Below are 19,515 nucleotides of genomic sequence, written 5' to 3'. Positions count from 1 at the left end.
CCGAGGGGGCGCGGGGCCCTGCCGATGTGCGGCTCCGCTGCGGAGCCGCACATCGGCAGGGCCTCGCGCCCCTAAAGGTGGCAACGAACCCGCATCTTGGAGCCTGATGTCTCGTTGGCCATGACGTGCAAGCCTTCGAGACCTACCCCACCACGCCCCGCCTCGCCTGGCCCGCCACGACCGTGATTCCGGCCATGCGTCCGGCGTTCGAGCGCGGCGCCGAGCGGGACACGCCGATCTACGACGCCCTCTACGCCGAGTTCCGGCGGCTCTTCCGGTCGCTGCCCGGGGACCGCACCGGCGAGGAGAACTTCAAACTCCCCTACTTCGCCGACTTCGGCTCCCCGCAGACGCCCGGGCGGCATCGCAGCCGACTCTCGCTGCCGCCCGGGTCCGCGTGAGGACTGTCCCTCAGGGGACCGAGGAGGGGTCTACTTCTTCTTCGCGCTGCGCTTCTCGCGCACCCGGACCGAGATCGAGATCGGCGTGCCGACGAAGCCGAACTCCTCGCGCAGACGGCGCTCGATGAAGCGCCGGTAGCCCGCCTCGATGAATCCGGAGGCGAACAGGACGAAGCGCGGGGGCTTCGTGCCGGCCTGGGTGCCGAAGAGGATCCGGGGCTGCTTGCCGCCGCGCACGGGGTGCGGGTGGGCGGCCACCAGCTCGCCGAGGAAGGCGTTGAGGCGACCCGTCGGGACACGGGTCTCCCAGCCCTCCAGCGCGGTCTCGATCGCCGGGACGAGCTTCTCCATGTGGCGGCCGGTGCGGGCGGAGACGTTGACCCGGGGCGCCCACTGGACCTGGACCAGGTCCTGCTCGATCTCGCGCTCGAGGTAGTAGCGGCGCTCCTCGTCGAGCTGGTCCCACTTGTTGTAGGCGATGACGACCGCACGCCCGGCCTCGACGGCCATGGAGATGATGCGGGTGTCCTGCTCGGCGAGCGGCTCGCTGGCGTCGACGAGGACGACGGCGACCTCCGCCTTCTCCAGCGCCGCCGCGGTGCGCAGCGAGGCGTAGAAGTCCGCGCCGGCGGTCTGGTGGACCCGGCGGCGGATGCCGGCGGTGTCGATGAACTTCCAGGTCTTGCCGCCGAGGGTGATCATCTCGTCGACCGGGTCCCGGGTCGTGCCGGCGAGCTCGTTGACGACCACGCGGTCCTCGCCGGCGACCTTGTTGAGCAGGCTGGACTTGCCGACGTTCGGGCGGCCGATCAGCGCGACGCGGCGGGGACCGCCGACGGTCAGGGTGCCGAACTCCTGCTGCGGAGCCTCGGGCAGGGCTTCCAGGACGGCGTCGAGCATGTCGCCGGAGCCGCGGCCGTGCAGGGCGGAGACGGGGTAGGGCTCACCCAGGCCGAGGTTCCACAGGGCGGCGGCGTCGGCCTCGGCGGAGGGGCCGTCGACCTTGTTGGCGCACAGCACCACGGGCTTGCCGGACCGGCGGATCAGCTTGACCAGCGCGTCGTCGGTGTCGGTGGCGCCGACGACGGCGTCGACGACGAACAGGACGGCGTCGGCGGCCTCGATGCCCTGCTCGGCCTGCTGGGCGACCAGGCCCTCCAGGCCCAGCGCGTCGATCTCCCAGCCGCCGGTGTCGACGACCTTGAACTTGCGGCCGTTCCAGTTGGCGTCGTAGCTGACCCGGTCGCGGGTCACGCCGGGACGGTCCTCGACGACCGCCTCGCGGCGGCCGATGATGCGGTTGACCAGGGTGGACTTGCCGACGTTCGGGCGGCCGACGACGGCGAGCACGGGCATCGGCAGGTGGTCCTCGTCGAGGTTGCCGATCTCGTCGAGGTCGAAGCCCTCCTCCTCGGCGAGCTGCATGAACTCGGCGTACTCGGCGTCGCCCAGCTCGCCGTGCCCGGCCGCGTGCCCGACGTTCTCGTTACTCATGTGCGCGGTGCCAACTCTCGTGTTCGGCTGTCTGGTGGCGTAAGGGGGCTGCGGGCGGCGTCGCCGCGGGCTCAGCCCAGCCGGGCGGCGGCGCGCTCGCGCACCAGCCCGATGATGTGCGTGATGACCTGCTCGGGGCTCATCTCGCTGGTGTCGACCTCGACGGCGTCGTCGGCCTTGCGCAGCGGCGCGGTGGCGCGGCCGGAGTCGGCGGCGTCGCGGCGGTTGATGTCGGCCAGGATGGCGGCTATCTCGTGCGGGTCCGAGACCCCGAGCTGCGCCGCGCGCCGGGAGGCGCGGGTCTCGGCGGAGGCGGTGAGGAAGACCTTCAGGTCGGCCCCGGGGAAGACGACGGTGCCCATGTCGCGGCCTTCGGCGACGATGCCGCGCGGCGCGGCGAGCGCGGAGGCCCGCTGCAGCTCGACCATCCGGGTCCGCACCTCCGGCACGGCGCTGACCGCGCTGACGGCCGCGGTGACGGCCTGCTCGCGGATCGGGCCGGCGACGTCCTCGCCGTCCACGGTGATGGTGGGGCCGTCGGCGTCGGTGCCGGAGACGACGTGGGGCTTGTCGGCGGCCAGCGCCACCGCGTACGCGTCGTCGACGTCGACCTCGTTGGTCAGCATCCAGAAGGTGACGGCCCGGTACATGGCGCCGGTGTCCAGGAAGCTCAGGCCCAGGCGGGCGGCGATCTCCCGCGAGACGGTCGACTTTCCGGTGCCTGCGGGGCCGTCGAGCACGACGACGACCGGGGCAGAGGAGTTGTCCACGGGGCGGCTTCCTTCTGAACGCGGGGGCATGGGTCCACGTCAAGGTTACCGTCCGCGACCACCCGTCCGGCCGCTTCCGGCCCGAGGCCGCGAGCTCCTGGCGTTGTACGGCTCCGCCGCGCGGCGTCAGCGCAGGTGCCAGCCGTGGTCGCGCAGGGCGGTGGTGAGGGCCGGTATGGCGGCGGGGGCGACGCTGAGCTTGACCAGACCGGCCTGCTGGCCGGTGGAGTGCTCGATGGCGACGTCCTCGATGTTGACCCCGGCGCGGCCCGCCTCGGAGAAGAGGCGGGCGAGCTCGCCCGGCTCGTCGCCGATGAGCACGGTGACCTCGTCGTAGCGGGTGGGCGGCGCACCGTGCTTGCCGGGGATCCGGGCGCGACCGGCGTTGCCGCGGCGCAGCACGTCCTCCACGGCGACCGCGCCCTCGCCGCGCTTGTCCTCGTCGGCGGCCTGCAGGGCGCGCAGTCCGGCGACGGCGCCGGTGAGGTCGGCGGCGAGGTCCTCGAGGGTGTCGGCGACGGCGCCCGCGTTGGCGCTGAGGATCTCCACCCACATCGCCGGGTTCGATCCGGCGATCCGCGTGGTGTCCCGGATGCCGGGTCCGGCCAGCCGCACCGCGTTCTCGGCGGCGTTCTCGAGGCGGGCCGCGACGAGGGAAGCGACGACCTGAGGGGTGTGCGAGACGAGCGCGACGGCGCGGTCGTGGGCGGCGGCGTCCATCAGGACGGGGACGGCGCCGCACAGGGCGACGAGTTCCAGCACCGCGTTGAGGGTGTCGGTGGAGGTGTCCGGCAGGGGCGTGAGCACCCAGGTGCGGCCGTCGAAGAGGTCGGCGCGGGCGGCGAGCGGCCCGCTGCGCTCGGCGCCGGCCATCGGGTGGCTGCCGACGTAGCTGGTGGTGTCGCAGCCGAGCGCGACGACGTCCTGGCGGGGGCCGTCCTTGACGCTGGCGACGTCGGTGTAGGCGCGGGCGAGGCCCTCGCGCTGCGCGTCGGCGAGCACGCGGCCGACGAGCGCGGGCGGCACGGCGATGATCGCGAGGTCGACCGGCCCGGTGGGCTGCTCGGTCGTGCCCGCCCCCAGCGACGCCGCGGTGCGGGCGGCGGCGGGGTCCGCGTCACGCAGGTGGACCGTCATCCCGCGCTCGGTGAGGGCGAGGGCGGCGGAGGTGCCGATCAGTCCGGTGCCGATCACGACGGCGGTGCGCATGCGGGATACGTCCTTGAGGTTCGCGGTGGGCCCTAGGTGCACATCATCGCCGATCATGCCTGACGGCGTCGCGGCGGCCGACCGGATCGTGGCGCAGTCCGATCCGGTCGGCGATGCCGCATGCGGCCACCGTAACGGGCCGGATACGGAGCGGAAACCCGTGTCCGAGGGGTGAAACCCCGTAGGGGTGCCCGCCGTCGGCGGCTACACCGGCAGCACGCGCAGGTCCCGGCTGGTCAGGTTCAGGCGCTCGCCGCCTTCCTCGGTGCAGACGGCGATGTCCTCGATGCGGGCGCCGAACTCGCCCGGGAGGTAGATCCCGGGTTCGACGGAGAAGGCCATACCGGGCTCGAGCCGCAGCGGGGAGCCGGCGACGATGTAGGGCTCCTCGTGGGTCTCCAGGCCGATGCCGTGGCCGGTGCGGTGGATGAAGAACTCGCCGTAGCCCGCCTTGGCGATGAGGTCGCGGCCCACCGCGTCCAGCTGTTCGGCGGTGACGCCGGGCGCGACGGCGTCGCACTGCTCCTTCTGCGCGTGGAGCAGCACCTCGTAGAGGGCCTCGTAGCGCGCGGGCGGGCGGGCGCCGAGGCAGTAGTTGCGGGTGGAGTCGGAGCAGTAGCCGGAGGGCATCGTGCCGCCGATGTCGACGACGACGGGTTCGCCGGGCTGGATGACGCGGTCGGAGACCTCGGCGTGGGGGGACGCGCCGTTCGGGCCGGAGGCGACGATGACGAAGTCGACCCGGACGTGGCCGGAGGCGATGATCGCGTCGGCGATGTCGCGGCCGACCTCGCGTTCGGTGCGGCCGGGGCGCAGCCACTCCTCCATCGCGGAGTGGACCTTGTCGATGGCTTCGGCCGCCTCCAGCAGGGCGGCGACCTCCGCCGCGCTCTTGCGCACCCGCAGCTCGCCGAGGACGCCGCCGGCGAGGGCCTGCTCGACGCCGGGCAGGGCGCTGCGGAAGCCGAGGACCTTCTCGGCGAACATGTGGTTGTCGAGGCCGACGCGGGCGATGCCGCGCGGCAGGCGGGAGGCGAGGAGGGCGTAGGGGTCCTCGGTCTCGCGCCAGGGGATGATCTCCAGGTCCAGTGCGCCGACGGGCGACGCCTCGGCGGCTGGCTGCTCCAGCAGCGGGACGACGAGGAACGGTTCGCCCTCGGCGGGGACGGCGAGGCAGGTGAGCCGTTCCAGCGGGAGGGCCTCGTAGCCGGTGAGGTAGCGCAGGTCGGCGCCGGGGGTGATGAGCAGGGCGTCGAGTCCGGCGGCGCGGGCGGCGGTCTGCGCGCGGACGATCCGGTCGGCGTTGGGGAGACTCGCGTCGTGTGCCATGGCACCAAGTCCATCACGTCGCGACCGCTGCCGCAGTCGGTCCGCGCCGTTGTCGGGGCACTACTCGACGGGCCCCGACTGGGGTACAAACAGGACATGCTCTTCCACCTGACGCCGCTGGACGCATGGCTGGAACATCCGGACCGCCCCTACACCACGCCCTCGCTGGCGCTGGAGGGCTTCATCCACTGCTCCGCCGAGGAGGACCAGGCGCTGGAGGTGGCCAACGCCCGGTTCCGCACCGCACGCGGGCCGCTGATGGTGCTGCTGGTCGACGAGGGCCTGCTGGACGCGCCGCTGCGCTGGGAGGAGGCCGCGGACGGCGGCACGTATCCGCACGTCTACGGCCCGGTCAACCGGGGCGCGGTGGTGGGGATGCTGGAGGTGCGGCGGGACGCGGAGGGACGCTGGGCCTCGCTGGCCGTCTGGAGCTGAGCCCGTCGCGCGGCCCGTCGCATGACCCCGACCGGGATGATTGTCCGTCAGTTCATGTGCGGGACATGTGTCGTACCCATGTGCCCTCTTTCGCGTTCGCCCCTCGCGTGCCACTGTGTTCCGTCACGTTCTACGCGCGTCATGAACACACGACCACTACGAGGGAGCAGGATGCGCAGGAGCAAGGTTGTCGCCCTGGCGGTCGCCGCCGGGCTGGGCATCGGGGGCGCCGCGGCCATCCCGGCGACGGCGGCTCCGCAGCCGTCGCCGCAGCACCGCGCCGCGAGTTGCACGCTCGACGCGGAGAACCCCGGCCTGAAGCACGTGATCTACCTGCAGTTCGACAACGTGCACTTCACCCGGGACAACCCGAACGTTCCGTCGGACCTGGAGCAGATGCCGCATCTGCTGGACTTCCTGACGTCCAACGGCCTGGTGGACACCAACCACCACACGCCGCTCATCGCGCACACCGGCAACGACATCCTGACGTCGCTGACCGGCCTGTACGGCGACCGGCACGGCCAGGCGGTGGCCAACTCCTACCGCTACTTCAACCCGGACGGCTCCAGCAACAGCGCGGCGAGCTTCGCCTACTGGACCGACGGCGTGGCCGACACCTCGGTGCCGACCCCGAGCGACCCCAGCTACACGATGGTGACGCCGCAGGGCAAGAACACCCCGGCGCCGTGGGTCTCCTACACCCGGGCCGGCTGCGACTACGGCGCGGTCTCGGTGGCCAACACGGTCCTGGAGAACACCACCGTCGACATCAACAAGGTCTTCGGCGCGAACTCGGCCGAGGCCGTCGAGGCCAAGGCCAACCCGGGCCTGGCGCAGACCGACTACGTCGGCATCGGCATCCACTGCGCCAAGGGCTCGAAGCTGTGCCAGGCCGCGGGCACGGGCGCGTCCCCCGACCTGCTGCCGGACGAGCCGGGCGGCTACCACGGCTACCAGGCCCTGTTCGGCGCCAAGTCGGTGGACCCGGCCATCTCCGCCGCCGGCGTGGTGAAGGCGACCGACGGCACGCCGATCACCGACGCCAAGGGCAACCCGGGCTTCCCCGGCTTCGACTCGATGAGCGCGGCCAACTCGCTCGGCTACGTGGCGCAGATGCAGGAGTCCGGCGTGCCGGTCACCTTCGCCTACATCTCCGACGCCCACGACCGGCACGTCGCCCCGTACGGCGCGTTCGGCCCCGGCGAGGCCGGGTACGTGGCGCAGCTGAAGACCTACGACAACGCCTTCGCGGCCTTCTTCTCCCGCCTCGCCAAGGACGGGATCACCACGAAGAACACCGAGTTCGTGGTGACCTCCGACGAGAACGACCACTTCGTCGGCGGCAAGCCGAGCCCGGCGAACTGCGACGGCGTCACCGTCCCGTGCACGTACCAGCAGATCGGCGAGATCAACGCGAACGCGAACGGCCTGCTGGCGACCGAGCAGGGCGTGACCACGCCGTTCGCGCTGCACGCGGACTCCGCGCCGAACTTCTACGTCACCGGGAACCCGGCCCAGGGCGACCCGAAGACCCGCTCGCTGGAGCAGGCCTGGTCCAAGGTCACCGCAGTCAACCCGATCACCGGGAAGACCGACACGGTCAACCAGTACCTGGCCGACCAGACGGAGATGAAGCTGCTCCACATGGTCACCGGCGACCCGGCCCGCACGCCGACGTTCACCTCGTTCGCGAACCCGGACTACTACGTCTACGGCGCGGCGGCGAACTGCAACTCGGCCTGTGTGGCGCTGGGCCCCTCGTACGCGTGGAACCACGGGGACTTCTCGAACGACATCAACACCACCTGGCTGGGCCTGGCCGGTCCGGGCGTGAAGCATCTCGGCGTCACGAACCAGGTCTGGTCCGACCACACCGACATCCGGCCGACGCTGCTGGCCCTGACGGGCCTGCGCAGCGACTACCGCGGCGACGGCGTGGTGCTGACCGCGTTCCTGGACAGCAGGGCCCTGCACGGCGCGCTTCGTTCCAGCGAGCACCAGTACACCGAGCTGGCGGCCGCCTACAAGCAGATCGACGCGGGTGTGGGCGCGTTCGCCGCGGCGACGCTGGAGCTGTCGAACAAGGGCGTCTCCTCGGCCTCGGCCGGTGACGCCGTCTACCGGGCCGACGAGGCGACGCTCACCACGCTCGGCAGCATGCGTGACGCGCTGGCCGGCCAGATCGCGGCGGTCCTGGACGGTGCGGCCGCCGGCCGCCACCGGATCGACGACCGCACGGCCGACCGCCTGGTCAAGGAGGCCCACCTGCTGATCCAGCAGGCGCAGGCCGCCGCCGCGTAGTCCGCGACGGCGGCCCCCCGGGGCCCGCGCCCGTCGACGTCCACATGAAGCACCGTCACATGTGGACGGCGGCGGGCGCGTTCGCGTCCTGTGCCACCTTGCCGCGGCGGTAGAGGACCGCGGACAGGACCAGTCCGGCGGCGAAGAAGCCGGCCGACCACCAGTAGGCGGTGGCGTAGCTGTGCAGCTGCGCGTCGGCCAGGTTGACCGGGGTCGGCATGCGGCCGGCCATGTAGCTGGTGCCCGCGCTGGTGGCGAGGGTGTTCAGCAGGGCGGTGCCGATGGAGCCGCCGATCTGCTGGGTGGTGTTGACGGCGGCCGAGGCGACGCCCGCGTCCCGCTCGTCGATCCGGTCGGTGGCCAGGCTCATCGCGGTCGGCATGATCAGCCCGAGGCCGAGGCCCATCAGCACCAGCGGCGGCAGCACCGCGGAGGCGTACGAGCTGTGCAGGCCCAGACCGGTGAACCAGACCATGGCGATCGCGGCGAGCGCCATGCCGAACGGGACCAGCGGCTTGGGGCCGATCCGGGGCAGCAGCACGAGGGTGGCCAGCTGGGCGGAGACCATCAGCGCGCCGATCATCGGCAGGAAGCCGAGGCCGGTCTGCACCGGGCTGTAGTGCAGTGTCTCCTGGAGGTAGTAGGTCAGGAAGAGGAAGACGCCGAACATGCCCGCGCTGGTGATGCCGGACGCGAGGAAGGACGCGCCGCGGTTGCGGTCCGTCAGCACGCGCAGCGGCAGCAGCGGGTGCGTGGCGCGGGTCTGCCACCAGGTGAACACGGCGAGCAGCAGGCCGCCCGCGGCCAGGAAGCCCCACGTCTGCGGGGAGCCCCAGCTGTGCGACTCGGCGTTGGAGAAGCCGTAGACCAGCCCGAACAGGCCGGCGGAGACCAGCACCGTGCCGGGCAGGTCCAGCTTGGGGCGGTCGGCGCGCGCGCCGTTACGCAGGAAGGTGACGCCGCCGGCCAGCGCGAGAGCGGCGAAGAAGAGGTTGACGAAGAGGGTCCAGCGCCAGTTCAGGTGCTCCGTCAGCAGGCCGCCGAGCAGCAGGCCGATGCCGCCGCCGGCGCCCGCGATGGCGCCGTAGATGCCGAAGGCCTTGGCCCGCTCCTTGGCGTCGGTGAAGGTCGTGTTGAGGATAGAGAGGGCGGCGGGCGCGAGCAGCGCGCCGAACAGGCCCTGGAGGGCGCGGCCGGTGACCAGGACGGAGAAGTCCCCCGCGGACCCGGCGAGCGCGGAGGCGGCCGCGAAGCCGCCGACGCCGACCAGGAAGACGGCCTTGCGCCCGAAGAGGTCCGCGAGGCGTCCGCCGAGCAGCAGCAGCGAGCCGAAGGCCAGCGCGTAGGCGGTGACCACCCACTGCCGGTCGGCGTTGGAGAAGCCCAGGTCCTGCTGGGCCGAGGGCAGGGCGATGTTCACGATGGTGCCGTCGAGCACCACCATCAGCTGCGCGAGCGCGATGACGGCCAGCGCCCACCAGCGGCGACCGCCGGGCGCCTGCTGGGCACGGTCCGCGGCAGCGCTCGCGCGGGTCAGCGCTGTCTGCGACATGGATCCTCCAACCGAATGAACGAAACGGTTTCGTACTCTTCCTTCGCAAAAGCATACGCCCATCGAAACGGATTCGTTTCGATGGGCGTATGTGAGCGCCGTCTCAGCTGTTCAGCAGGGCCGGGAGGACCACCGCGTCCACGTAGGCCTTCATGTACTCCGGGTCCGCGAAGGTGTCGTCGAGGATCTTGCGGGCCGGCAGCGCGCCGACGAGCGCGTGGGCGAGGAACCTGCCCGCGGCCGCGCCGGCGCGGACCTCGCCGCGCTCCACGGCCCGCTCGATGACCTGCTCCAGCACCCGGCGCATCGGCTCGACCAGCATCGCCCGCAGGGCGGCGCCGAGGTCCTCGTTGGTCTGCACCGCGTGCATGACCGCGCTCATGAAGACGGTGTCGTCCTCGAGGTCCGTCCCGGCGTCCGCCAGCGCGAACAGGTCGCCGCGCAGGCTGCCGGTGTCGATGCCCTCGTACGGCAGCGGCTTGGTGTGCCGCATCGCCGAGGCGACCAGCTCCGGCTTTCCCTCACGCCACTGCCGGTACAGCGTCGCCTTGCTGACGTGGGCTCGGGCGGCGACCGCGTCCATGGTCAGCGAGTCGTAGCCGTGCTCCCGCACCAGCGCGATGACGTGCTCGTAGAGCTCCGCCTCCCGCTCGGGCGTGAGCCGGCCGCGTCCGGCCGTCGCCTGCCGCGCCGTCGCCTGCGTCATCCGATCACAGCCCCACGGACTTCATCAGCTGCCCGACCTCCGGGTTGGTCAGGCGGCGCAGCCAGCCGGACTTCTGGTCGCCGAGCGCGATCGGGCCGAACTGGGTGCGCACCAGCTTCTCCACCGGGAAGCCGGCTTCGGCCAGCATGCGGCGCACGATGTGCTTGCGGCCCTCGTGCAGGGTCACCTCGACCAGGTAGTTCTTGCCGACGTTCTGGACGACCTTGAAGTCGTCCGCGCGGGCCCAGCCGTCCTCCAGCTCGATGCCGTTCTTCAGCTGCTTGCCCAGGTCGCGCGGGATCGGGCCCTGGATGGCCGCGAGGTAGGTCTTCTGCACGCCGTACTTGGGGTGGGTCAGCCGGTGCGCGAGCTCGCCGTGGTTGGTGAGCAGGATGATGCCCTCGGTCTCGGTGTCCAGGCGGCCGACGTGGAACAGCCGCGTCTCGCGGTTGTTCACGTAGTCGCCCAGGCACTGGCGGCCGTCCGGGTCCTCCATCGTCGCCACGACGCCGGCCGGCTTGTTCAGCGCGAAGAAGAGGAACGACTGGGTGGCCACCGTCAGGCCGTCGACCTCGATCTTGTCCGAGTTCGCGTTCACGCGCTTGCCCTGCTCGCGCACGACCTCGCCGTTGACCATGACCCGGCCCTGCTCGATCAGCTCCTCGCAGGCCCGGCGGCTGCCCATGCCCGCACGGGCCAGCACCTTCTGCAGGCGCTCGCCCTCGAGCTCGCTCTGCGCGGTCGGCTTGGACGGCCGGTCGTGCCGGGCCCGCACGGCGTCCTCGACGCGCGCCTGCAGCTCGCGCGGACGCGAGGGCGCGGACTTGCGCGGGCCGGAGCCCGTGCCGGCTCCGCTGCCCGCGCCGCGCTTCCAGGGCTGGGGCTGCGCGTTCGGGCCGCCGCCGAACTCCGGACGGTCGTAACGACGCTCCTCCGGGCGCGGCGTGCCCTTCCCGCTGCCGCGGCCGCCACCCTGGGCGCGGCGCGCGCCGCCCCCCTGGCCCTGGCCCTGGCCGCCCTTGCGGGCGCCGCCGCCGCTGCTGTTCCTGCTGTTACCGCTACGCATCAAAAACCCGCTGCCCGGTGTGTTCGTCGTCCGTCGTCTGTCCAGCAGCCGCCTGTCGGGCTGCCGCCTGTCAATCTGCCGCCGCGACCGCCTCGGCGATCGCGGTCCCCTCCTGCGAGTCCGCCTCCACATCGTCGGCCTCGGGGAGGAACGGGGCCAGCTCCGGCAGCTCGTCCAGGCCGCGCAGCCCCATCCGTTCCAGGAAGTACTGAGTGGTCCGGTACAGGTAAGCCCCCGTCTCCGGCTCCGTGCCGGACTCCTCGACCAGACCTCTCTGTACCAGGGTACGCATCACGCCGTCACAGTTCACACCACGCACGGCGGAGACGCGGGACCGGGAGACCGGCTGCCGGTACGCGATGACCGCCAGCGTCTCCAGCGCGGCCTGCGTCAGCCGGGCCTGTTGACCGTCCAGCACGAACCGGTCCACGACGGGTGCGCACACGACGCGGGTGTAGAACCGCCACCCGCCGGCGACGAACCGCAGCTCGAACCCGCGCTGCTGCGCGTCGTACTCCTCGGCGAGCTCGGCCAGCGCGGCGGCGACGAGTTTCTTCGGCCGGTCCAGCACCTCCGCGAGCCGCGCCGCGGTGGTGGGCTCGTCCACCACCATCAGCACGGCCTCGAGCGCGGCCTTGAGCGGGATCTCCGCGAGCGGGTCTGCGGCGGCCTCGTCTGCGGGAGCCTCGGCGTCGACCGCGCTCCCCGCCCGCCGCGGAGCCCTGCGGGCGGCGGGGACACCGGGCGCGGCAGCTTCCGGCTCCGCCGAGGCTTCCGGCCCCTCGACGGCGACGGTCCCGCGCGCGAGCGGCTCGACCCACTCATCGGCTCCACCGAGCCCCGCCTGGGCCTCCACCACAGCGCGAGACCCGAGCGCCGCAGGCGACGCGTCCCCGACCCGCTCCGCCGGGGCCGCGGGGGCCGCGGGGGCCGCCAGGCCGTCCGACACGGCCTCGCCCACGCGCGCGAGCGGCTCGACCCACTCCTCATCGGCTCCACCGAGCCCCGCCTGGGCCTCCACCGCAGCGCGGGACCCGAGCGCCGCAGGCGACGCGTCCCCGACCCGCTCCGCCGGCTCCGCCGGGGCCTCCGGAGCCGCCACGGCCTCCGACACGGCCTCGCTCACGCGCGCGAGCGGCTCGATCCACTCCTCATCGGCTCCACCGAGCCCCGTCTGGGCCTCCACCGCGGTGCGGGACCCGAGCGCCGCAGGCGACGCGTCCGCGAGCGGCTCGACCCACTCGTCCTGGCTCGGCGAATCCGTCGGGGTGCGTGGCCCGGGCGCGGCCGGGTGGAGCCACTCGGCGGCTGCGGCCGCCTGGTCGCGGGAGAGGGGGTAGCCCGGCAAGGGGGCGTCCTCCGCAGGGGGGAGGTCGTCGCGGAAGACGGTCTCCAGCTGCTCGCCGGGGCGGGGCCGGCCGGGGAGGCCCAGGCGGCGGCGGGGGGACGGGGTGGTGGGGAACTCCGTCGAGTCGTCCGTCACGGGTGCCGCTCCTTGCCCTTGTCGCTCTTCTTGCCGTCGCTCTTGTCGCCGTCCTCCGGCGCGGCGGGCGGCGCGTCGAACTCGTCGCCGAGGTCCGCCGCGACCTCGACCTCGCCGTCGGCGACCCAGCGGACCAGGAGATCGCCCAGGGCCTCCGGCTGGTCGAAGGCGAGGAGCTTCTCACGGTAGAGCTCCAGCAGCGCGAGAAAGCGGGCCACGACCGTCAGGACGTCCGGCGCGTCCGCCGTCAGCTCGGCGAAGTGCGCCTCGCCGCGCTCCCGCAGCAGGGCGACGACCAGCTCCGCCTGCTCGCGCACCGACACCTTCGGGGTGTGGATGTGGTCGACGTAGACGACCGGCTTGGGCTTCGGCTCCATCGCCTTCGCCGCGAGCTTCGCGAACGCCTCCAGGCCGATCGAGATGACGACCTCCGGCAGCAGCTCCGCGTGCTGCGGCTCCAGGCCGACCGTGCGCGGACGGCGCAGCTGCTCCGCCTCCCACCGCGCCGCGAAGATCTCCGCGACGCGCTTGTACGCGCGGTACTGGAGGAGGCGGGCGAAGAGCAGGTCGCGGGCCTCCAGCAGGGCGAGGTCCTCCTCGTCCTCGATCTCCGCGACCGGGAGCAGCCGGGCGGCCTTGAGGTCGAGCAGGGTCGCCGCGACGACGAGGAACTCGCTGGCCTGGTCGAGGTCCCAGTCCGGGCCCATGGCCCGGATGTGGGCGATGAACTCGTCCGTGACCTTCGACAGGGAGACCTCGGTGACGTCCAGCTTGTGCTTGGCGATGAGGCTCAGCAGCAGGTCGAAGGGGCCCTCGAAGTTGTCCAGGCGCACCAGGAAGCCGCCGGAGGGCTCCTCCTCGGCAGGAGGCTCCGGAGGCGCAGCGGGCGCCGGCGAGGGGTCGGGCAGGGTGGTCATCGGGCCCTATCGTGCCCTGTCCCCCGCCCGACGGGCGAGCGCCGCGCCTCAGCGCTGTCAGCGCCCGCGCAGCCGCCGCACCAGGATGCTGGCCTCGCCACGCTGCTCCAGGTCGGCGAGGACCACGGCCACGGCCTCGCGCACGATCCGGCCGCGGTCGACCGCGAGCCCGTACTCGCCGCGCAGCACCAGCCGGGCGTGCTCCAGGTCGAACAGCTCCTCGGCGGAGACGTAGACGGTGATCTTCTCCTCGTGCCGCTCACGGCCCGTGGGGCGGGAGCGGGGGGCACGCGGCTTGCGTCGGGCCGCGGCCGGCTGGGAGACGGCGTCGGAGGCCGCCTGGGCGGCTCTGGTGGCGGCGGAGACGGGGCGGGCGCTGTCGGCGCCGGAGCCGGCACTGCCACGGGACGCCTCGCCGCGCTGCGCGTCCGCGCGCGACACCTCACCGCGGGCGACCCCGTTGCGCTGGACATCCCCGCGCTGGGCCTCGCCGCGCTGGACGTCCCCGCGGGCCGGTGGGACCTGCCCGACGGCGCGGGGCGCGGCGACCGCGCCGTGTTCCCCGGCCGGGTCGGCCGGATGGTCCTGCTCGGACGCGGCGGCGGCCTGCCCGCCCGCTCCCGCCGAGCCCGCGGAAGCCTTCGGGGCCGCTGTCGCGGCGGTGGCGGCCGACGCCGACTCCTCCGGAGCCCCGGCCGGGTCCGGCGCGCGCGGCACGGGCGTGAGTGTGGTCCCCCCGGTGGTCCGGAACAGTTCGTCCGCCCCCGGGAGACTCACTCGACGTGGCACCGGGCGAGCACCTCCCTGGCGAGCTGACGGTAGGCGGCGGCACCGACCGAGTTGGACGCGTAGGTGGTGATCGGCTCGCCGGCGACCGTGGTCTCCGGGAAGCGCACCGTACGGCCGATGACGGTGTGGAAGACGTGCTCGCCGAAGGCCTCGACGACGCGGGCGAGCACCTCGCGGCTGTGGACCGTGCGCGAGTCGTACATGGTGGCGAGGATGCCGTCCAGGCGCAGGTCGGGGTTGAGCCGCTCGCAGACCTTCTCGATGGTCTCGGTCAGCAGCGCGACGCCGCGCAGCGCGAAGAACTCGCATTCCAGCGGCACGATGACGCTGTGAGCGGCCGTCAGCGCGTTGACGGTGAGCAGGCCGAGGGACGGCTGGCAGTCGATGATGACGTAGTCGTAGTCGTTCATCAGCGGCTTGAGGGCGCGCGCCAGCGCCGACTCCCGGGCCACCTCGCTGACCAGCTGCACCTCGGCCGCGGAGAGGTCGATGTTGCTGGGGAGCAGGTCCATGCCGGGCACGGCCGTCTTCAGCAGCACCTCATCGGCCGTCAGGCCCCGCTCCATCAGCAGGTTGTAGACGGTGAGGTCCAGCTCCATCGGGTTGACGCCGAGGCCGACCGAGAGGGCGCCCTGCGGGTCGAAGTCGACCAGGAGGACGCGCCGACCGTATTCCGCGAGCGCCGCGCCCAGGTTGATGGTCGAGGTGGTCTTGCCGACCCCGCCCTTCTGGTTGCACATGGCGATGATGCGCGCCGGCCCGTGCTCGCTCAGGGGCGAGGGGATCGGGAAGTACGGCAGCGGCCGGCCCGTGGGACCGACCCGCTCGCGGCGCTGACGGGCCGCGTCCGGAGCAAGCGTGGCGGCGTACTCCGGGTCCGGCTCGTATTCGGCATCTGGGTCGTAGAACTGACCGTCCGCCATCTCGGACTGGACCAGGCCAGGCTCGACGGGGGCGTCCAGCGCGCTCGCGTAGCGCAGCGCCTCGTGATCGGAAATCGGGTACTCCAGGCTCGGGTAGCCGGGCTGCTGCTGACGTGCGTCAAAAGTGCGCGGGCCGCCACTCCCGGGAGCAATTGTCGACTCATTCACAAGTCGTCTTACCTCCTTGGCGACCGCCGTAGTGACCGGGCTTCGGGGCTCTGCCCCCTCCACTGGGCGGCATTCACCGCACCGCAGCCTAGCAACGACACAGTAGCGTCAACCAGCACACCGGTGATGCACTAACCAACATGTCGATATGACAATTGCCGACCGCGAGTCGTGGGCACTGTACGAAACCGCCGTTCGGCCTGCGGGGACACCGTTCGCCACCCCCGTTCACTCCTCTGCCGAGGGTGAGTCTGCGGGGCATCGAGTTGACGAACGGACGGGCGATGTGCGGGCCGGTTCCTGACGGCATGCCAGAAGGGCGCCGCACGGGGTGTGCGGCGCCCTCCTGGGGGGATGCTGGGGTGCCTCAGGCGAGGACGTCGGCCAGCTCGACGTGCGGCAGGCCGAAGGCGTCGGCGACCGCGGCGTAGGTGATCTGGCCCTCGTGCACGTTCAGGCCCTTGGCCAGCGCGGCGTCGCGGCGGCAGGCCTCCTGCCAGCCGCGGTTGGCGAGCTCGAGGATGTAGGGCAGGGTCGCGTTGGTCAGCGCGTAGGTGGAGGTGTTCGGCACCGCACCCGGCATGTTGGCCACGCAGTAGAAGACCGAGTTGTGGACCTGGAAGGTCGGCTCGGCGTGGGTGGTCGGGTGCGAGTCCTCGAAGCAGCCGCCCTGGTCGATGGCGATGTCGACGAGCACGGAGCCCGGCTTCATGCGGGAGACCAGCTCGTTGGTGACCAGCTTCGGGGCCTTGGCGCCCGGGATCAGCACGGCGCCGATGACCAGGTCGGCCTCGAGGACGGCCTTCTCCAGCTCGAAGGAGTTGGAGGCGATCGCCTTGATCTTGTTGCCGAAGATGCGGTCGGCCTCGCGCAGCTTGTTGATGTCCCGGTCGAGCAGGGTGACGTCGTAGCCCATGCCGATGGCGATGGTGGCGGCGTGCCAGCCGGAGACGCCACCGCCGATGACGACGGCCTTGGCCGGGTGGGTGCCGGGCACGCCGCCGGGCAGGACGCCGCGACCGCCGGTCGGACGCATCAGGTGGTAGGAGCCGACCTGCGGGGCCAGGCGACCGGCCACCTCGGACATCGGGGCGAGCAGCGGCAGCGCGCCGTTGCCGAGCTGGACCGTCTCGTAGGCGATCGCGGTGGTGCCGGAGGCCAGCAGCGCGTCGGTGCCGGCGCGGTCGGCGGCGAGGTGGAGATAGGTGAAGAGCAGCTGGCCCTTGCGGAGGCGGTGGTACTCCTCGGCGATGGGCTCCTTGACCTTCAGCAGGAGGTCGGCCGTGGCCCAGACCTCGTCAGCGGTCTCGAGGATGGTCGCGCCGGCGGCGACGTACTCCTCGTTCGGGATCGAGGAGCCGACACCGGCGTTGTTCTCGATGAACACCTCGTGCCCGTTACGGACCAGCTCATGCACACCAGAAGGCGTGATGGCCACGCGGTACTCGTGGTTCTTGACCTCGCGGGGGATGCCGACCTTCACGACGAACACGTCCCTTGCACATGGGGTTTCCTCCCGGCCCTGCGGGAACGCAGGCGGGAGCCACGCGCAGCGGCACTGCTATGCGCGGCATCTTCGAGTGTAATGAAGCCCAGGGGATCCGGAAGCCTTCCAAAGTGTTCAAAACTTCAGGATCTGTTGGCTGATTCGTAGGCTTGCGCCCACTACAAGCCTCCAGAATGCGAGAAATCCGGCATCTGGGGCATTCAATCGAAACCAGGATGTTATTCTCCGCCGAGCGCGGCGGCCTGCTCCCGCTGCACCCGCGCCCCGGCCAGGTCACCGGCCCTCTCGAGGGTGTCCGCCAGCCTCAGCAGCACCAGCGACGTGAGCTGCGGACCGAGCCTCCGGGCGGACTCCAGCGCCTCGCGCTGGGTGCGCAGCGCCGCCTCCACGCCGCCGCCGAGCTCCTGCACCCGGGCGGCGCCGAGGATCGCCCCCACCGCCCCCGCCTCGTCGCCGAGCTTGCGATGCAGCGCGACGGCCGCCCGGTACTCGCGCAGCGCGTCGGCGTGTCGCCCCTGGGCGCTGTGCACGGCGGCGAGCCGGGCCAGCAGCCGCGCCTCGTCGGCCCGCTCCTTGCGGTTGCGGCGCAGGGTGAGCGCACGGCCGTAGAAGTCCACGGCCCGGACCAGGTCCCCCGAGGCCCGGTAGGCGCCGGCGGTGGCCTCCAGGATCCGGCCGACGGCGACGTGGTCCTCGGCGGCCCGCGCCGGCGCCAGCGCACCCCGGTAGCGTTCCAGCGCGCGGGCGTGCTCGCCGGCCCCCGCGTGCAGGTCGCCCAGGTTGACCAGCGCGGCCGCCTCCCGACGCGGCAGGCCGGAGCGGCGCGCCAGCCGCTGCACCGTCCCGTGCAGCGTGTACAGCTCCGTCGTCACCGGACGGCCCGTCGCCTCGCCCCACACCGGCAGCACCTGGACGAGCGCCGTCGCGAGCCGGGTGACCAGCCCGTCCAGTCCCCCGACCGCCTCGGCGTCGGCGACGGCGGGCAGCAGCTCGGGCAGGGCGGTGTCCAGCCAGGCGAAGGCCTGCGCGCGGGTGCGGAAGCGCAGCGCCGCGGGCGGCACCTCCGGATCCGGCGGCGCCTGCTCGGGTGCCAGCCGGACCAGGCAGGACGTGAGCAGCCGCACCTGCCGCTCCAGCCAGCGGGCCCGGGCCAGCTCCACGGTGGCCGGCTTGTCGACGGCCTCGCGCAGCGCCGTCAACGCCGGAGCGAGGCTGCGCGGCAGCCGGTAGCGGCCGCCGGGCTCCTCGCGCAGCAGCTGCTGGGCCGCGAGCGAGGCCAGCAGCGTGGCCGCCGCGTCGGTGGGACACCCGACCAGGGCCGCCGCGCCGCGCTCGTCCAGCACCCCGCCCGGCACCAGCGTCGCGAACCGCAGCAGCTGGCGCGGGCCCGCGCCGAGCTCCTGGTGCACGAGGTCGAACGCCCGCCGCAGCGGGTCCTCGGTGCGCTGCGCGCCGCGCGGCGGCGGAGGTGGTGTGACGGAGGGCGGGTAGGCGGGCATGGGCGGCACCCGCTGGCCGTCGATCGTCTGCCCCACCAGGTTCTGCGCGGCCTCGGGCACCGGCGGCCCGGCCGGATGCGGCACCGTGGAGAACACGGGCACCTCGGGAACGGCCGGCAACGCGGGCACCGCGCGCAGCGCCCGCAGCGCGTCGCTGACGGAGGCCCGCGGCCGTGCGGCGAGCCAGCCGCCGACCAGTCGCAGCGCGCCCGCATGGCAGGCCACCGCCTCGGCCAGCCCCTGTGCGGCGACCGGGTCGACGACGACGCGGGTGTCCCCCGCGAGCCCAGCGAGCAGGTCGCGGGCGGCGGTGTAGTCGAGCCCGCCGAGCACGCACGGCCGCACGTCCGGGATCCCGGTCAGCGGCCCGTGGGTGACGGCGACGGTCAGCGCCTCCGGGTGGGTGGGCAGCAGCGCCTGGACCGCGGCGGCGGCGTTCTCGGCGGGGACGTCGTCGAGGACCAGCACGACCGGCTCGGCGGCGAGGTGCGCGCGCAGCGCGTCACCGGCCGCGGCCTCCGCGTCCGTGGCGGCGAGCGCGGCGGGACGGGGAAGGCCCAGCAGGTCGAGCAGCCTCCGCGCGGGGTCGGGCGCGGCGAGGGAGAGGTAGTGGACCGGACGTCCGGCGGTGACGTCGGGCTCCCGCGCCAACCGCAGCGCCAGCTCGGTCCGTCCGGAGCCGGGCCGTCCGGCGACGGCGAGGACGCGGGCCCGCCCGGCCTCCTCGCGCAGCTGCGCGAGCTCGTTCCGCCGCCCCACGAACGCGGCGGCGGCCGCCGAGGCGGACTCCGTCTGTGCCGATGCCACGAGCGCCGCTCCCGTCGTCAGGACCGATCTTCTGACGCAGCGTAATTCACCGGGCACGGCTCAGGCGTCAAGGGCACGGGAAGTTGCAGCACGTGAGGGGCGCGAGGAAGTGCGCGCCCAGCCACCGGCGTGCGGACGGTCCTGATCGATGAGGAC

Annotated in this window: 16 protein-coding genes; 3 read left to right on the top strand and 13 right to left on the bottom strand. The window is 73.0% G+C overall.

The window, feature by feature from the left end:
* Positions 1-125 precede the first annotated feature (125 nt).
* Positions 126-401 carry a hypothetical protein gene (locus tag TR50_RS31230; RefSeq protein ID WP_052441568.1) on the top strand — a complete coding sequence of 92 codons (276 nt, stop codon included), beginning with the start codon at positions 126-128 and terminating at the stop codon, positions 399-401.
* A gap of 30 nt (positions 402-431) precedes the next feature.
* Here the strand turns inward: TR50_RS31230 and der are convergent, their stop codons facing one another.
* The 4 genes from der to TR50_RS31210 all read right to left on the bottom strand — a co-directional run bounded on the left by der (position 432) and on the right by TR50_RS31210 (position 5,203).
* Positions 432-1,895 (bottom strand): ribosome biogenesis GTPase Der, encoded by a 1,464-nt coding sequence (gene der, locus TR50_RS31225; RefSeq protein WP_042429905.1) that lies wholly within the window; start codon positions 1,893-1,895, stop codon positions 432-434.
* A gap of 71 nt (positions 1,896-1,966) precedes the next feature.
* The gene (cmk, locus tag TR50_RS31220; RefSeq protein ID WP_042429902.1) at positions 1,967-2,665 is read right to left on the bottom strand and encodes a (d)CMP kinase; all 699 of its coding nucleotides are present in this window, start codon (positions 2,663-2,665) and stop codon (positions 1,967-1,969) included.
* 126 nt (positions 2,666-2,791) lie between these two features.
* Positions 2,792-3,874, bottom strand: a complete 1,083-nt coding sequence (locus tag TR50_RS31215) for a prephenate dehydrogenase (protein WP_042429899.1) — start codon at positions 3,872-3,874, stop codon at positions 2,792-2,794.
* A 204-nt stretch (positions 3,875-4,078) separates the two neighbouring features.
* Entirely contained in the window at positions 4,079-5,203 is a 1,125-nt protein-coding gene (locus tag TR50_RS31210; RefSeq protein ID WP_042429896.1) for a M24 family metallopeptidase, read from the bottom strand.
* Positions 5,204-5,299: 96 nt separating this feature from the next.
* Between TR50_RS31210 and TR50_RS31205 the strand changes: the two genes are divergently transcribed.
* Both TR50_RS31205 and TR50_RS31200 read left to right on the top strand, forming a co-directional pair.
* On the top strand, positions 5,300-5,638 hold the full coding sequence (locus TR50_RS31205) for a DUF952 domain-containing protein (RefSeq protein WP_042429892.1): 339 nt from the start codon (positions 5,300-5,302) through the stop codon (positions 5,636-5,638).
* A 171-nt stretch (positions 5,639-5,809) separates the two neighbouring features.
* Complete coding sequence (locus tag TR50_RS31200) at positions 5,810-7,942, top strand: hypothetical protein (RefSeq protein WP_052441567.1); 2,133 nt, start codon at positions 5,810-5,812, stop codon at positions 7,940-7,942.
* A gap of 55 nt (positions 7,943-7,997) precedes the next feature.
* On the opposite strand, the gene TR50_RS31195 is transcribed toward TR50_RS31200, so the two are convergent.
* The 9 genes from TR50_RS31195 to TR50_RS31155 form a co-directional block, all read right to left on the bottom strand.
* On the bottom strand, positions 7,998-9,494 hold the full coding sequence (locus tag TR50_RS31195) for an MFS transporter (protein ID WP_042429888.1): 1,497 nt from the start codon (positions 9,492-9,494) through the stop codon (positions 7,998-8,000).
* 103 nt (positions 9,495-9,597) lie between these two features.
* Positions 9,598-10,200, bottom strand: a complete 603-nt coding sequence (locus TR50_RS31190; protein WP_042429886.1) for a TetR/AcrR family transcriptional regulator — start codon at positions 10,198-10,200, stop codon at positions 9,598-9,600.
* Positions 10,201-10,204: 4 nt separating this feature from the next.
* Positions 10,205-11,266 (bottom strand): pseudouridine synthase, encoded by a 1,062-nt coding sequence (locus TR50_RS31185; RefSeq protein ID WP_042429883.1) that lies wholly within the window; start codon positions 11,264-11,266, stop codon positions 10,205-10,207.
* Between the two features lie 70 nt (positions 11,267-11,336).
* Positions 11,337-11,912: an SMC-Scp complex subunit ScpB gene (gene scpB / locus TR50_RS31180; protein ID WP_042429955.1), complete on the bottom strand. Its 576-nt coding sequence runs from the start codon at positions 11,910-11,912 to the stop codon at positions 11,337-11,339.
* 833 nt (positions 11,913-12,745) lie between these two features.
* The gene (locus TR50_RS31175; RefSeq protein WP_042429880.1) at positions 12,746-13,666 is read right to left on the bottom strand and encodes a segregation and condensation protein A; all 921 of its coding nucleotides are present in this window, start codon (positions 13,664-13,666) and stop codon (positions 12,746-12,748) included.
* 57 nt (positions 13,667-13,723) lie between these two features.
* Positions 13,724-14,383, bottom strand: coding sequence for a hypothetical protein (locus tag TR50_RS31170; protein WP_439654259.1), 660 nt, complete (start codon positions 14,381-14,383; stop codon positions 13,724-13,726).
* Between the two features lie 56 nt (positions 14,384-14,439).
* Positions 14,440-15,378 (bottom strand): ParA family protein, encoded by a 939-nt coding sequence (locus TR50_RS31165; RefSeq protein ID WP_152648739.1) that lies wholly within the window; start codon positions 15,376-15,378, stop codon positions 14,440-14,442.
* A gap of 535 nt (positions 15,379-15,913) precedes the next feature.
* A complete protein-coding gene (gene ald, locus TR50_RS31160; protein ID WP_042429949.1) occupies positions 15,914-17,029 on the bottom strand; it encodes an alanine dehydrogenase in 1,116 nt (371 codons plus the stop codon).
* Between the two features lie 242 nt (positions 17,030-17,271).
* Positions 17,272-19,359, bottom strand: coding sequence for a tetratricopeptide repeat protein (locus TR50_RS31155; protein WP_063775180.1), 2,088 nt, complete (start codon positions 19,357-19,359; stop codon positions 17,272-17,274).
* Between the last annotated feature and the right edge of the window lie 156 nt (positions 19,360-19,515).

The sequence above is a fragment of the Streptacidiphilus anmyonensis genome (assembly GCF_000787855.1).
In the GTDB taxonomy this organism is placed as follows: domain Bacteria; phylum Actinomycetota; class Actinomycetes; order Streptomycetales; family Streptomycetaceae; genus Streptacidiphilus; species Streptacidiphilus anmyonensis.
This window is presented reverse-complemented; position numbering and strand designations above follow the sequence as displayed.

What these genes read in the sequence shown, in the direction of transcription:
- TR50_RS31175 (WP_042429880.1), bottom strand. Translation starts at nt 13,666, where the DNA reads ATGACCACCCTGCCCGACCCCTCGCCGGCGCCCGCTGCGCCTCCGGAG.
- TR50_RS31190 (WP_042429886.1), bottom strand. Translation starts at nt 10,200, where the DNA reads ATGACGCAGGCGACGGCGCGGCAGGCGACGGCCGGACGCGGCCGGCTC.
- TR50_RS31210 (WP_042429896.1), bottom strand. Translation starts at nt 5,203, where the DNA reads ATGGCACACGACGCGAGTCTCCCCAACGCCGACCGGATCGTCCGCGCG.
- TR50_RS31185 (WP_042429883.1), bottom strand. Translation starts at nt 11,266, where the DNA reads ATGCGTAGCGGTAACAGCAGGAACAGCAGCGGCGGCGGCGCCCGCAAG.
- TR50_RS31215 (WP_042429899.1), bottom strand. Translation starts at nt 3,874, where the DNA reads ATGCGCACCGCCGTCGTGATCGGCACCGGACTGATCGGCACCTCCGCC.
- TR50_RS31205 (WP_042429892.1), top strand. Translation starts at nt 5,300, where the DNA reads ATGCTCTTCCACCTGACGCCGCTGGACGCATGGCTGGAACATCCGGAC.
- der (WP_042429905.1), bottom strand. Translation starts at nt 1,895, where the DNA reads ATGAGTAACGAGAACGTCGGGCACGCGGCCGGGCACGGCGAGCTGGGC.
- TR50_RS31200 (WP_052441567.1), top strand. Translation starts at nt 5,810, where the DNA reads ATGCGCAGGAGCAAGGTTGTCGCCCTGGCGGTCGCCGCCGGGCTGGGC.
- TR50_RS31165 (WP_152648739.1), bottom strand. Translation starts at nt 15,378, where the DNA reads ATGGCGGACGGTCAGTTCTACGACCCAGATGCCGAATACGAGCCGGAC.
- TR50_RS31195 (WP_042429888.1), bottom strand. Translation starts at nt 9,494, where the DNA reads ATGTCGCAGACAGCGCTGACCCGCGCGAGCGCTGCCGCGGACCGTGCC.